The sequence below is a fragment of the Ruminiclostridium cellobioparum subsp. termitidis CT1112 genome (genome assembly GCF_000350485.1).
Classification (GTDB): Bacteria; Bacillota; Clostridia; order Acetivibrionales; family DSM-1351; genus Ruminiclostridium; species Ruminiclostridium termitidis.
Genome location: NZ_AORV01000026.1, coordinates 370121 through 385459, shown reverse-complemented (window position 1 = coordinate 385459; position 15339 = coordinate 370121). Strand labels below are relative to the sequence as shown.

Here is a 15339-nt window from a genome sequence, read left to right as displayed (position 1 = left end):
TAATTGGGGATTACAGTAATTGAAATTGCATCATAAAAAATCTTTTCATTATTAGAATAACCACCGGATTTTCTTTTATGTTCGCAATATTTGCATGGGTTGGTATGAAAAAATTTTTTTAAAGATTTTTAATCGTATTAAATGAATTACTTATGCGGAAAATGCAGATAATAGATTTACGGAGGTGGAGTCAAATGTCAACTTTAGATAATGAAGTTAAAATAACAACCTATGACAGACTGCTGAGAGCATGGGAAAATTCCATGGAACTGGTGCGTGATTACGAAATGTATTCCAAGAGGGTTGAAGACGGCGAAATAAAACAGGTATTCAAGGATTTCGCAGAAGATGAAGGAATGCATGCTTCCAAACTTCGTGAGATGTTATTGGACTACAGGCGGGAGCACTGATTCATCAGGCATACATCAAAGGCATAAGGGAGAGTTTCTTCAGGGTCCGCAAACCCTGGACAACGGCTCCCTTGTGCTTTTATTATGATTGCGGCAGTATTGGGGTTGTGTTATTATAAGGAAAATGACCGAATGCTTATTGTGAATTAAGGAAAGTGACAGAAAGGCTTATGATAAAAATGAAGCAGGCTTCTCAAAATTTCTCAAAAGATAAAAATTATAAAATTGAAATAACAGGCCTTACCCATGAGGGACAGGGAGTGGGCAAGATAGACGGATTTGTGGTGTTTGTGGATTCAGCCCTTCCGGGGGAAACCGTAACCGTTAAAATAGTTAAACAAACCAAGAGTTATGCCGTCGGCAAGCTTGTCAAGGTGGAAAAGCCGTCGGAAAGCAGGGTTAAACCCTTCTGCCCGGTATTCGACAGCTGCGGGGGCTGCGCCGTCCAGCATATGGATTACCAGTCACAGCTGGATTTTAAAAAGGATACGGTTCTGCAAAATATCAGGAGAATAGGCGGGCTCGACAATGTCAGGGTACTTGATACCATAGGCATGTCCAGCCCCTTCAGATACAGGAACAAGGTGCAATACCCGGTCAGCCTGCAGGATAACCAGGTAAGAATAGGTTTTTATGAGAGCAGGTCCCACAAGATAATAGACAGCACCGAATGTGATATTCAACCGGACGAGAGCAATGTTATCAGAGGACTGATCAGGGACTTCTGCAAGCTGAACCGTATAAGCATCTATGATGAAAAGACAGGAAAGGGTCTGCTCCGCCATGTTATGGTCAGAAAGGGCTTCAAAACCAATGAATTGATGGTGGTTCTGGTGGTGAACGGGGTAAAGCTTCCTCATGCAGATGAACTGATCGGAAAACTTACAGAGCAATACCCGAATATAAAGAGTATCGTGCTTAATGTAAATACCAAAAATACGAATATAATCCTTGGAGATAAGAATATATGCCTGTTTGGGCAGGAATTTATTTCAGACTACATAGGAAAATATAAATTCAATATCTCACCTCTGTCCTTTTTCCAGGTCAACCCCGTACAGACTGAAATACTCTATGGCAAAGCACTGGAGTATGCACAGCTGGCAGGAAATGAAACCGTCTTTGACCTGTACTGCGGTATCGGAACTATATCGCTGTTTTTATCCGAGAAGGCAAAGAAGGTTATAGGCGTAGAGGTGGTTCCCGACGCCATAGAGGATGCAAAACGAAATGCCCAACTCAACAACATAACCAATACGCAGTTCATAGCAGGAGAGGCGGAGGTGGTCATACCAAAGCTATACGCTGAGGGCATCAGGGCTGATGTGGTGGTGGTGGATCCCCCCAGGAAGGGCTGTGATGAGGTGCTGCTGAACACACTTGTGGAGATGCAGCCCCAGCGGATAGTGTACGTCAGCTGTAATCCGTCCACGCTGGCGCGGGACTTGAAGTACCTGCATCAGCATGGGTTTGAAGCACAGGAAGTCCAGCCGGTGGATATGTTTCCGTGGACGGGGCATGTGGAGTGCGTAATCCTGTTGCAGAAGTAATTAGAAGAATTGCTGTCTTACTATTTGTAATCAATATGCTATAATGGTGATAAAGTTAGTATATAAAAGTTTACTATGAAATGAGGTGCAATCTTGGATTTTAAAAGAATATTAGAAAAACAAAAACTGTATGAAGAGGGAAAAGATACACTTCATGAAGTTACAATTGAATCTTATAATAATGCGTTTGAAGTAGAATTTACTCATAACTCTACTGCAATAGAAGGAAATACCCTTACGCTCATGGAAACTAAAGTAGTATTGGAAGACGGTATTTCCATTGGCGGAAAAGCACTTAGAGAAATATACGAAGTCATAAATCATAAAAAAGCCTTCCGTTATGTGAAGCAATGTATCAACGAAGGGCTCCCTTTGAGTGAAAAAATAGTAAAAGACATTCATGCGCTTGTCATGGAGAATATCATAGTTGGTGGTATATATAGAAATGAAGAGGTTGTTATTAGTGGTGCCAGCCATATACCACCTGCAAGAAATGAAATGTATATTCAGATAAAGAATTTCTTTGCAGATTTAATGTATAAGAAAGATTTGAATCCAATTGAACTAGCAGCATGGACACATGCTGAATTTGTTAGAATTCATCCGTTTCAGGATGGTAATGGCAGAACATCTAGACTGATTATGAACTATCAACTGATGGGCTGTGGTTTTTTACCGATTTCTATAGCAAAAGAAAACCGATTGGATTATTATAATGCATTAGACAAATATGCAGCTCAAGGTATACTAGATGATTTTACAAATATGATTGTGGAATTGGAAGAAGCACAGCTTGATAAATATATCTCTATAATACCGGAACAGAACCAATCACATCAAATACAGCAAATGTAACAAGTATGATAATAAAATATGCTTAAAAGTATCAGACATATAGGTTTGGTACTTTTTATGATTTTAGTGAAAAAACAACGGATTACTACCGTCAAAAAAAGGTTAAACTTCAAAGCCATACAAGAAGAATGTAGAAGTAAGTCATTACAAAAACAAAAGCATAATGATCTGTAAAGAGCACAGTTCATTATCGGAAAGATAAAGTAGGTATACTATGAAAAATCAATACACTGGTGACATTGGAGACTATGGGAAATATGGCATGCTCGGATACCTCGAGAAAAATGGAATAACGATAGGAATCAACTGGTATTTAACTGAGAATGACAGTTCCAATGATGGGAAACTCATAACATATCTTGATAACAACAAAGAACGTTATCGCGATCCGGAACTGTTTGATTTACTAAAGAAGATAGTAATGAACGAAGATAAGTCGATATTGATGATTGAGCAAGCGGAGGTATTTTCATCAGCATGCTTTTATCATGATCTTATTTCAAGAGAAAATCGTAATGAGTGGCATGATAATGCACTAAAAACTTTGAAGCTATCGGAGCTTGTTTTTTGTGATCCTGATAATGGACCGATTGGCACAAAGTCTAAAGGGAGTAAAGATTCAGAGAAGTACATCTGCCCTTCGGAAATAGTGGACTATTATAATAGAGGCCAGGATATATATCCTTACATATCATAAGGGAACACAACGTTCTTATATTTTTGTTATACATCCAGAAGATGGGCGCAGATATACAGCCATACTTCAAAAATTTCTTTATACAAATGGAGCAGGGCTTTTACAGAGGAGTATCTTAACAAAAACAGTCCCTTCACCATGAGTGTGGGCGGAAAGCTTGAACTGGAAATGGATTCTGGTGTGATTGCAACGATATCTGCTCAAGAGGATGGATGGGTAACTATTCGGTTTTCAGACCAACCAGGACGGAGCACAAGGACACGTATCGACGATTTTCTTAGATATTACAGGTAACTCACGCCGCCGATAAGCCTCCTCCAAGGCACTCCCCTGCTCCCCAGGCATCTTTTTTGTAGCCTCAAGGCATGTGGAGGTTGTAGTCCTGTTGCAACGTTAAAATCATTGATGATTGAAAATGAGTAATAAACCTTGAGCGTAAGAGCAATTTTGCTTTTGCGCTCTTTTTCTTATAGTAGCTAAAATTTTATTAAGGAGGATGTTTTTATGAAAAAGATTACGTTTATCCCAGCCAAAAACTCTTCGAAAAATACCGGAAAATTGAAGGTCGCAGCATATTGCAGGGTTAGTACTGAGCGTGAAAGTCAGCAAAGCAGTATTGACCTTCAAATCAGGTATTATACCGATTTGATTCAAACAAATCCTGAATGGGAATTTGCAGGTGTGTTTTATGATTACGAAAGTGGACTTAGAAAAGAGAAACGGAATGGTTTTGATGCGATGCTTCAGAAGGCCTATCGTGGCGAAATTGATTATATCATTACCAAGTCTATTAGCAGATTATCCAGAAACGTGCTAGATACGTTAACCATTATCCGAAGTTTAAAAGCAAAAGGTATAAATATCTATTTTGAAAAAGAAGATTTGAATTCACTTGAAGCAGAAAAAGAAATAGATTTTGCATTTAATGGAGTTTTAGCACAGGAGGAGAGCAGGAATTTAAGCGAAAACGTTCAATGGATACAAACGCAAATTTGAAAGAGGGGACAATTTTGTCGGCAAACTACCTATGGGTTATAAGTATGACAATGAAGAATGGATAGTCGTGCCGGAAGAAGCTAATATCATAAGGAAAATCTATCAGTTGTATTTGGAAGGAAGCACACTGCAACAAATAAAAGAGTATCTGGAAGAACAACAGATTAAAACTGCTACGGGGAAAGAAGTATGGGCAACAGCAGTTATTCAAAAGATATTGAAGAACGAGAAATATAAGGGTGATTCTCTATTACAAAAGACCTATACGGAAGATTTTATAACAGGCAGAAAAAGAAAAAATATTGGTCAAAGAGATCGTTACTATGTAACGAATAGTCATACGGCTATTATTACCGATGAAGTGTTCGACAGGGTTCAGGAAGAAATGTCTAAGCGCGCAAGGCTAGTTCATAAAGAAGATGGTACAGTAGAATCCAGTACCAGCAAATATAATGGAAAATATCTTCTGGGAAATCTTATTGTGTGTGGTAACTGTGGTGCCTCATATCGGAGACGAACAGAACGGGGTAAGGTGGTTTGGAGATGCGCAACAAGGATTGAAAAAGGAAAAGAGGTATGTTCCCATTCACCTACTTTGGATGAAGAATGGGCTCTGAAAGTCTTGGGTGAAAAGATTTGCGAGAACGGTGTTTATGATGAAGAGGTCGTCAGAAATAAAGTTGATTGGGTTCTCGTGTTTGGTAAGAATTTAGAAATCCGGTGCAAAGATGAAAGCAAGTTTAACGTAAGTTTTTTACAAAACGAAATGAAATAAATGTAAGAAAGTAAGTAATTAGTGAAGATATCTTTTTCTATTTGCTGTTAATATTGATATGAATGATAGCAGCAAACAAAAACAGGCCGAGAATTTTCAATAGCGGGTTAATAATATGGATTCCTTTCTGAAAAAAGTATCCTGCGCAGTACACGAATTTGACGATAATCTGGTCCGCAGACTTCTACAAGGAATCAAAATTTTAAATGAAGATATGATTGAAATTCAATTTAAATCAGAGATTGTTATGAAATAGAGGGTGAGTAATAAATAAGGCAGGAATAGTCACAACTAAGTTGTTCCTGCCAAAGATGAAAGCTGTTAAGACAAAATTCTCAGTACACTGAGGGTTTTATTATTGGCAAATTTATAATAGATGTTTAAATATTCTGCAAATTATTGTCTTAAAACATAAGTGTATGTTGAAAAGTATCAGGGAGAGATATACAATTATGGTAACAATGTTATTGATAATGTTATAGTTTTTTGGGATCTTTTTATAGGATGATTTCGCTTATAAATCTGTGTATTGAATTTATATAATTTTAACCAAGGAGGGCTCCTGAAAACATGGAAAACTATATCCTGGAATTAGATGAATTTCTAAGGTCTTTAAAACAAAATAAACATGTAGCACATTCTATGGTGTCAGGTGCAGGAGCTTCTATTGAATCTGGAGTTCAGTCAGCATATGACTGTATTTGGGATTGGAAAAGAGATATTTATATTTCTCAAAACCCAGCTATGGCCAACGTATATAAAAATATAAAATTAGATAGCATTAGAAATGCTATTCAGCAGTGGCTCGATGTACAAAGCATCTATTCTGAGCGTGACTCGGATAATGAATACACTTTCTATGCTGAAAAGGCATATAAGATACCAAGTGATAGAAGCCAATATTTCCGGAGTATTATAGATAATAAGACTCCAAGCCTTGGATATAATTTGATTACATTTCTACATCAAAAAGAAATGATTAGAACCGTTTGGACGACAAACTTTGACGGACTTATGGTTAAGGCGTGTCATCAAAATAATATCACTCCAATTGAGATAACACTCGAATCACAAGATAGAATTTATAGAAAAGAAACCAAAAATGAGCTTTTATGTGTGGCATTACATGGTGATTATAAGTATGGTCCTCTAAAAAATACCGCAGAAGAGCTAGATGGTCAAAGTGATAAATTTATCGAGGCTCTAAAACATGAGTTAACAAATAGAAATCTAATTGTCATTGGATACAGTGGTAGAGATCATTCATTGATGGATGCACTTAAAAAAGCATACAGCGGAAGTGGAGCAGGTAGATTATATTGGTGCGGATATGGAAGTACCATGCCCAATAATGTAAGAACTCTTATTAATTATGCACGTTCTCAAGGAAGAGAAGCATACTTTATTCCAACAGATGGATTTGATAAAACTATGTTGAATATATGTCAAATTTGCTATGATGGAGATGCTAAAGCAATAGCAGAAATTGAAAAATTAAAAAAGCCTACTGGCTTAAATATTGTAACTTCATTTTTTAATAGTCCATCACATTCTGGTTTAAGCAATATTAATAAAATAATAAAAAGTAATCTATTTCCAATTTCTTTACCTAAAACATGCCTTCAGTTTGATATTGAATTTCCAGATAATGAAAGCCAATGGGATTATTGTAAGAGCTTGATGCAACACAATATAATTGCCGTTCCTGGTGATGGAACTGTATACGCATGGGGTGACAAAAATACAATAAATAGTGTATGTAGGGATCGCTTAAAAACAAGTATAATAGATATTCCACTAACACGGGATAGCATTATGAAAAAAGCATATCTGAAAGAAATGCTATTACGATTAATAGTTGCATCGATTGCTTCGCAATGTAACCTGTCATCTAATAACAAAAATAGACTTTGGGATAAAGATATTATTAGATTTATGACTAATGGAAAGAATATTTCTGCGTACAAAGGCATTGTTCTTTCAATTGTATTTGACTGGAAATATACTTATTTATCTATAAATCCTACATATGTATTGCCTAAAGAAATTTTGTTATCTAAAGAAGAGTGCAAATTGTTTGCCGATAATTTTTATAACAATGTGAATAATGGGAAGCCTAATTTAAACTATCATAATTATATCGAAAATTGGGTAAAAAAACTATATAAAAATGATAGATTAACATTGAGCTTTCCAGAAAATAGTCCAAATAAGGTTCAATTTTTAATTGGTGGGAAAAATCTCATGGTTGGCTTGAACAGCACAAATGCAACTGGAAAGCTAGCGTTACCGGCAGAAATAGCAGAAAATCAAATTGTTCTAGAAGGTATAGAATTTAAAGATCCTCAGCTGCTATTTTACAATCCATCACAAAATCGTATGGTAAAAGATTTTCATCCGATGCGTGGATTGCAGAATAATCAGCCATATGATTATCATATGAACAATAAAACATTTAAGCCTACCATTTCTGTAGGCATTCTTTGTCCTACTGCACATAACAAAAATTTTGAGACATTTATAAACGGTTTAAATCAATCTTATAAATCCAATTATAATATTGACTACGTTATTGATTATTCCGGGTTTAGCAACATTTATGGAGTGTCATTAAATATACCTTCGAGTAATAGATGGGTTGATCTTAGCTCTACCACTCAAAATAGTAGTTTATATGATGATGCTCTATTATTTGCGAATCAAGTAACGCATAAGATTGAGCAATTATCATCATTACCTGATATAGATGTTATTTTAATTTATATTCCCAAAGAGTTTGAGCCATATACTTCATATCAGGATGAAGTGAATCACATAGAATTTGATTTACATAACTTTGTAAAAGCATTTGCTGTCCAAAAGGGAATTTCTACGCAGTTTATCAGAGAGAAAACAATTGAAAGTGATTTAAGCTGCCAAATAGCATGGTCACTTTCTTTAGCTATTTATGTTAAAGCGTTGAGAACGCCATGGACTTTGGCAAATGTTGAAGATTCAACTGCTTTTGCAGGAATAGGCTATAGTATTAGCCATAGTGAAAATGGATCTGAAGTTTTAGTTGGGTGCAGTCATATATATTCGTCAGATGGACAAGGAGTAAAATATAAATTGTCAAAAATTACTGATGTAACATATGACTCAAAAAAGAACCCCTACTTATCAGAGAATGAAGCATATCAACTAGGACTCAATATAAAAGAACTTTTTTATAAATCATTTACTGATATACCTAAAAGAGTTGTAATACATAAGCGTACGCCTTTCAAGCCTCAGGAAATTAGAGGGATTACAGATAGTTTGTCCGGTTCTGAAATAAATATAGATCTTATAGAAATTGCTTACGAAGACGAAGCAAAATTCTTTGAATTTGGTAAGAACTATATAATTGATGGATTCCCTGTTAGAAGAGGTGTTTGCTTTCCCATAAATAAGAATACCGCTTATTTATATACACATGGTATCGCACCATCGGTTCGTAATCCTTTTTATAAATACATAAAAGGCGGTAAAAGCATGCCTATCCCTTTGAAAATAGTTAAACACTACGGAAGCGGCACATTAGAGCAGATAGCTATGGAAATACTTGGACTTTCCAAAATGAACTGGAATAGCTTTGAATTGTATTCCAAATTACCTTGTACTATAGAATCATCTAATACTATAGCAAAGATTGGATGGATGCTTTCACAGTATAATGGAGCTATATATGATTATAGGTATTTTATGTAGATTAAGGTTTAATAATGAAATGATATTTAAAAGGTATATATAAATTATATGTTGAATATAGAGGAGATATAAAAATGTTTTTTAAACCTAGAATATTTTTAAGCTCAACGTTAAATGAGAATCTAAGTATAAGATCTAAAATAGAAGATTTTTTTCCAGAGTTGGAGCTGAAGCCATGCTATATGAGAAAAATTTAACTCCATCTGTTAATGCGATGACATATAGAAAAGATATTTTGGATGCAGATTTTATCATTTTTATCAATTAAGAATCAATATGGCAATAGGACCGAAACAGGTATATCTGGGACTCATGAAGAGTTACAAATAGCATTGGAAACCAATATTCCTAAACATGTTTATATCAAACTTGAAGATGGAGATAGGGATGCTAAAGAGTTAATCAATGAAATAGATAATAATCAGATATCATATTATTATTTCAAGGATGATGATGATTTACTTAAACGAATACAAGAGGTCTGATTGATCACTTGCAGAAATTCCTGCTGGAGCTTGGCCGAAGGTTTTCTTTTGTAGCGAGGCAAAAGCGAATAACCTTTGACGGAGAACATTATTTTATTGATCTCGTTTTTTATAATTATATTCTTAAGTGCTTCGTTATTATTGACTTAAAGGTCGGAAAGCTGACACATCAGGACATCGGACAGATGCAAATGTACGTTAATTATTATACTCGGGAGATGATGAACGAGGGCGACAGCCTCCCCATCGGTATCATCCTCTGTGCAGACAAGAGTGATTCTGTTGTCAAATATACTTTACCGGAAGATAATAACCAAATTTTCGCTTCTAAATATAAACTTTATATGCCAACGGAGGAAGAACTGAAAAGAGAACTCGAAAAAGAGCAGGAATTACTGGAGAACGAACAGAAACTATAAAGAGGTTTAAAGGATATTGGACTGTTGTTTATTGAAAATATATTGATATGGATGGGCATATAATTACTTAGTTATAAATTATTAAAAAATGTAAAGGAGGTACAGGATGCAGATATTTGATATTGTTAATGAAGATTTATTCCGGCCATTAACGGGAATTAACAAAAGAAGATATGTAGATGTACTAAGTTTACTATGGGATAAATGTAAACGCATGCCAATGTATGCAGTCGAAAAAAGTACAATTATTGATGAAGTGGAATCCTATTTTATAGGTCTTGGCGAGAGAATCCTATTAGATGAATCTGATAATATGGATGATGCTGAGTTAGCATATTCTTCTGATTGCAGAGTAATTGCTACAGTATTTTTGAGGAAACTTAAAAGTACTGGCTGGTTGGATGAAAAAGAAGGCGAATATGAAAATGAGTCATCACTTGCAATAAATTATAAGATAATTCCAATCATCAGCGCTTTTATTGAAATAGTTAATCCTAAATTTGTTACATATAAAGGGAAACTATTTAAAATCTTCACACTGCTAAACAGTATTGAAAAGCATAGTAGCCCTTATGAAGCTGTGTTAAAAGAAGTATCAGAAGATATGGTTGATCTTAACCTATCCCTTCGTCAATTGGCTGCTTCGATTGAAGAACATATTGATGTGCTTACAAAAGGAAAAACTCCAGAAGAGGTTCTGAAGTTTTTTGAAAAATACGAAGAAAAAATTGTAATAGGAGCATACCATCGTTTCAAAACAAATGATAACCTGTTTTATTATCGAACGAGTTTGTATGAGCAGTTAGATCTGTGTGAGACAGATTATTTGAATATGTTGGTCAAGGACTTTTCAGTGGTTGAGCAAAAAGATGAAATTGATTCAGTTTTTGAAGTAAAGCGCTTGATAAGTAAAATGCGTGAAGACGTTCAAGAAATGGAAAGTATCATGAGAGTGATTGATAATAGGCATATCTTATATAGGACAAGGGCTGTCCAGCGGGCACAGTTCTTACTGTTATCAGATGGAAGTGTAAAAGGTAAGATAAATGGACTTTTACAGTACTATGCAACCCAAATAAGAGACAAGGATGAATTGTTTGAATATGACGAAACAACGGCAAACTCAATGTTTCAGATTTATGGCCAAAATTACTACAGTTATGAATCTTTAGCAACTCCGAGCAGTAGGAAGAAACCAACTGAAATAGAATTAATGACAAGTATAGAAGCACTAGATGCTAAAATAGTTGAAGGTGAACAAAATAAGTTACTTGAATACGCAAAAAATGCTCTTACATCTGAAAATGTTAATAGTTATGCAAAGGAAATTTTGCACAATAAAAAAGCGGTATCAGCGGGCAGTATTTTTAGGCAAGATGAATCTTGCCTGGTAAAAATAATTGGATTGTTTACTTATTCCCAGGCCTATGACAGAACATTTGATATTATAACCAAGGACAACTATGTAGTCCATGCGGGTGTGAAGTTTAAAGACTTTATTATTGAGGAAAGGAAGAAATAGTCAATGGCAGGAGATATAAGACAAGAAATTGCAAACTACTTATTGAATAATTGTTTTATTATTGGCAATGTGGATGCTACTAGAGAAAAGTATTATTATATCATTAACCACGAAGAAGCTTTCCGCGAAGTTTTTCAGCCACTAGGTTATAGTGTAGTAATTCATAGAAACCTGAGAGTAGTACAGTTAGTAAATAGTCTTGGAGCAGGAAGACTTATACTTAGAAAATATGAAAGTATAATTTTATTGATACTACGACTTATATACATACAAAAACGCGAAAGTTTATCAACCAATGAAGCTATGGTTACTGCTAGTGTTGAAGAAATCAAGAACGAATATGATAAGCTTAATTTACCAAGAAAGCTTGATAAAAAATTACTTGAGGATTCTTTGGTAAATATTAAAAAGTACAATTTAGCAATGCCACTAGATAAACTTAATGATACAGATGCTAAAATTCAAATATACCCTTCTGTCATGCTTGCTATGCCGGATTCGGGAATAACAAATGCATACGATGCAACGAAAGAATTTTTGTTAAAATACAAGAATTCAAGAGATAGTGAGGAGGACAAGGTATGATACGAATGATAAGGATGCATTTGATTAATTGGCATAATTTTGTAGACGATATCATTGACTTTAAAAACATAACATATTTAATTGGGTTGAATGCAGTTGGAAAGACAACAATAATAGATGCCATCAGATATTGTCTTACTACGAATAAAGAATTTAATACAGCGGGTAACCGAAAAAGTGCAAGAAGTTTGCAAGGCTCTGTTCATCAGAAACAACGGGCAGAGGAAAGCTACTTGCGTCCTAACCATACAGTCACGTATATCGGAATAGAATTTTTTGATGAGAGTATTAATAAGAAATATGTTATTTCAGTGCGCGTTGAATCTGAAAGTCCAAAACAAGAATTGCGCCATGTTTCACAAGATTGGTATATTTCTAAACCGGGAAATGGGTTAGATAATATGCCCTATTTTACTGTTGTTGGAAATAATAAAAGGCCTGCCTCTAGAGAGGAATTTAAATTGCCGGATAGAGGATTGGAAAAAGCACCTTCACAGGCTGAAGCCAGACGAAGAATATGCAGGACATTAGGGATAGGAGATGCAGAGGCACCGCTAGGGAAAAAATTTAATGAAGTTTTTCATATGGGGACAAGCCTGGAGGATATTAATGATATTCGAAAGTTTATCTATACCTACATATTGCCTGAGCCGGAGATCGATGTTGAAATACTTCATAAAGATATGCGTGAACTGGAACGGTTACAAGAGATATTAGAAGAAGCACAGGAAAAAGAAAAATTGCTAAAGGATATAATGGATAGACTCACGCAAGCAAAAGAATTAGATAGCAAAATAAAGGTAAATGAAGCTTTGGTTTCTTATGCAAAGTGGCAAGATGCGAAAGAAAAGCAGGATAAAAAAATAGAGGAGATAGAAGAAGCAAGAAGTAATTTTGAAAAGTGTGATATCCTATTAGATTAGCTTGAAAATAAGCAAGAGGAAGCGCAGAAATTATACGATCAAGCACGCGATGAAAAAAATAGGAACGAAGAGAACAAAGCACTAGATTACTTGAAAGATTTAGAAGGTAGTAAAGGGAAAGAATATAAAGAACTCATTCGTAAGGTTCAAAAATACAAGGATGCGATAGATAGACTTGAGAAATTAATCGTAAAATTGAATGAGTTAAACCTAAACATAAATATAGATTGCAACAGTATTAAAGATAAAGAAAATTCAGTTGATAATAGGAAAAAGACTCTTGAACATTCTAAAAGAGTATTAGTGGCTTTGCAAGAAAAAATAAAAGATAATGATGCTGAAAATAGAATGTGTAAGCGTACTATTAATAATGATATAAGATCGCTTAATGAAAGAATATCAAAGTTAGAATCCGGAAGTATGGATTACCCACCGGGCGCCGAGTATGTTAGAGATAGAATTAATCAGCGGCTAAAGGAATTTGGAAAAGAAGAAAGCGCAAAAATATTTTGTGAACTTCTTTATATGAATGATACTGAGTGGCAGAATGCAGTGGAGAGCTATTTAGGTAACCAAAGGTTTAACATTATTGTAGAGCCAAAACATTATGAAATCGCCAAAAGTGTATTTATCAAACTTAAAGATGAAGTGAAAAATATAGGTTTAGTGGACACGGTTAGATTATCACAGATTCATTTGAGGAAGGGTGATAGTTTAGTGTCAAAACTTTCAGATAAAGTTGAAAGCAGAAACCCATATGCTAAACTCTATACTGAATTTCTATTAGGAAAAGTAGTTTGTTGTGAGACTGAATCGGAGCTAGAGAATTATCATAAAAGCGTAACAAAGGATAGGTTACGTTATCAAAATTTTTGTTTGCAGAGAATGCGTTTGGTAGAAAACTATGTTGGAATGGATGCTTTACTACGGCAGTTAGAAAATGCAAAATCAGAATTAAGCAATAAGTATACAGAGCAAGATAGCTGCAATAGAAAAATATTAGAATATACTGAATTGGACAAGCAGTATCAACAGTTTATATCAGGAAATTGTATTAATGATTTGTATGATAATCTTGAGGCAGAGAAAAAGTCAGAGGTGCTTTTTGATGAAATATCTAAGATTAAAGAAAAGATAATAGACTTTGAAAAGAATCCGATTCTTAGAGCAATATTTAGCAAAATAGATAATTGTAAAAAAAATCTGGATTTGGTAATTGAAGAAATATCGGATGTGAAAAGCCAAAAAAAGTCGGCACAAGATATTATCAATAATGCGGATATGAGTATAGCTGCACTTCAGATGAATATTAATGAAGCGAAAGCCGAGTATGAAAAAATAGTAACAACTCATGCACGGTATATGGAAACGGTGAAAGAAAAATATTCAGAAGTTAGGAAAAGTAAACAACCAGATAAAATTGTGATTGATTTTGGGAATAGAAATCAGCAAGAAATATCAAACCTAAACAAATACATGAACTCAGAGTTGCTTCCTTTGCAAAGACACTTTTGCTCAACATATACTTGTGATTATTTGGAAGGGCTTGATAGTGCTAAGCAGTACCAATTAGCATTCAATTCTCTGATTAACATTGATTTGGAGTTTCACAAAGATTCTTTAAACAAAGCTAAAATTCGATGTAAGGAAAGATTCCGGAAAGAGATACTGTTCCGAATGAAGGACGATATCTTGCATGCAAAACAGCAATTTAAGACTTTAAATAAGGTAATGGAAGAACTTTCATATGGAGAAGAAAGTTATCGCTTTAGTATTGAAGGGAGTAAGGATAAGGAACTAAGCATCTTCTATAACATCATAATAGACAAAGATAATCAGCAGATTGAAAAAGACAATCAGATGTCGATATTTTCTGATACAACAAGATCTGATATTTTTGAAAGCCAGATTGAAGAATTTATGCAAAGGATTATGGTGGATGTTGAGAATCATGCTCAAGAAAATATTACAGGTAAGAAAAATGGATCCAAAGAAATTTCTATGTATGTAGACTATCGGACATATTTAGATTATGACATTATCGTTAAAAATTCTGTTACTAAACTCGAGGTACCTTTATCAAAAGTTAGCGGTGATGGAAGTGGGGGAGAGAATCAGGCGCCATTTTATGTGGCAATATGCGCCTCGTTTTTGCAGATTTATCAGCAAAATGAAAATTGCATCAGGCTCGTACTGTTAGATGAGGCATTTAATAAGATGACAAGTGACCGAATAGAACCGATGATGAGGATGTTTAGAGAACTACATTTGCAAGTGGTTCTGATATCAACTGTGGAGAAATGTACATCAATTTTCCCCTACTGCGATATCACATATTCTATTGTCAAATCAGGGTCACGTAATGCAGTCGCATCATTTGAAGGAATTTAGGT

The 15339-nt window shown here is 34.8% G+C and carries 13 protein-coding genes; all 13 read left to right on the top strand.

Going from position 1 to position 15339, the window contains the following annotated elements; genetic code table 11:
• The first annotated feature begins 194 nt into the window (after positions 1-194).
• The 13 genes from CTER_RS08815 (at position 195) to CTER_RS08770 (ending at position 15337) form a co-directional block, all read left to right on the top strand.
• A complete protein-coding gene (locus tag CTER_RS08815) occupies positions 195-410 on the top strand; it encodes a ferritin family protein (RefSeq protein ID WP_004625070.1) in 216 nt (71 codons plus the stop codon).
• Between the two features lie 179 nt (positions 411-589).
• Positions 590-1960 carry a 23S rRNA (uracil(1939)-C(5))-methyltransferase RlmD gene (gene rlmD / locus CTER_RS08810; protein ID WP_004624778.1) on the top strand — a complete coding sequence of 457 codons (1371 nt, stop codon included), beginning with the start codon at positions 590-592 and terminating at the stop codon, positions 1958-1960.
• A 93-nt stretch (positions 1961-2053) separates the two neighbouring features.
• Complete coding sequence (locus CTER_RS08805; protein WP_004624975.1) at positions 2054-2815, top strand: Fic family protein; 762 nt, start codon at positions 2054-2056, stop codon at positions 2813-2815.
• 214 nt (positions 2816-3029) lie between these two features.
• Positions 3030-3512 carry a hypothetical protein gene (locus CTER_RS08800; protein WP_004624873.1) on the top strand — a complete coding sequence of 161 codons (483 nt, stop codon included), beginning with the start codon at positions 3030-3032 and terminating at the stop codon, positions 3510-3512.
• A gap of 504 nt (positions 3513-4016) precedes the next feature.
• Positions 4017-4508 (top strand): recombinase family protein, encoded by a 492-nt coding sequence (locus tag CTER_RS29160; protein ID WP_004625071.1) that lies wholly within the window; start codon positions 4017-4019, stop codon positions 4506-4508.
• Positions 4509-4539: 31 nt separating this feature from the next.
• Complete coding sequence (locus CTER_RS29155; protein ID WP_004624831.1) at positions 4540-5283, top strand: recombinase family protein; 744 nt, start codon at positions 4540-4542, stop codon at positions 5281-5283.
• A 570-nt stretch (positions 5284-5853) separates the two neighbouring features.
• The gene (locus CTER_RS08790; protein ID WP_004624807.1) at positions 5854-9012 is read left to right on the top strand and encodes an SIR2 family protein; all 3159 of its coding nucleotides are present in this window, start codon (positions 5854-5856) and stop codon (positions 9010-9012) included.
• A 239-nt stretch (positions 9013-9251) separates the two neighbouring features.
• On the top strand, positions 9252-9497 hold the full coding sequence (locus CTER_RS27515; RefSeq protein ID WP_004625015.1) for a hypothetical protein: 246 nt from the start codon (positions 9252-9254) through the stop codon (positions 9495-9497).
• A gap of 8 nt (positions 9498-9505) precedes the next feature.
• A complete protein-coding gene (locus tag CTER_RS08785) occupies positions 9506-9916 on the top strand; it encodes a PDDEXK nuclease domain-containing protein (protein ID WP_004624877.1) in 411 nt (136 codons plus the stop codon).
• 106 nt (positions 9917-10022) lie between these two features.
• Positions 10023-11438, top strand: a complete 1416-nt coding sequence (locus tag CTER_RS08780; RefSeq protein WP_004624840.1) for a Wadjet anti-phage system protein JetA family protein — start codon at positions 10023-10025, stop codon at positions 11436-11438.
• A gap of 3 nt (positions 11439-11441) precedes the next feature.
• Complete coding sequence (locus tag CTER_RS08775) at positions 11442-12023, top strand: DUF4194 domain-containing protein (RefSeq protein ID WP_004624942.1); 582 nt, start codon at positions 11442-11444, stop codon at positions 12021-12023.
• The gene (locus CTER_RS28765) at positions 12020-12946 is read left to right on the top strand and encodes an ATP-binding protein (RefSeq protein WP_242834954.1); all 927 of its coding nucleotides are present in this window, start codon (positions 12020-12022) and stop codon (positions 12944-12946) included. The genes CTER_RS08775 and CTER_RS28765 overlap by 4 nt, the downstream gene beginning before the upstream one ends.
• 90 nt (positions 12947-13036) lie before the next feature.
• Positions 13037-15337, top strand: a complete 2301-nt coding sequence (locus CTER_RS08770; protein WP_242834953.1) for an SbcC/MukB-like Walker B domain-containing protein — start codon at positions 13037-13039, stop codon at positions 15335-15337.
• The last annotated feature ends 2 nt before the right edge of the window (positions 15338-15339 follow it).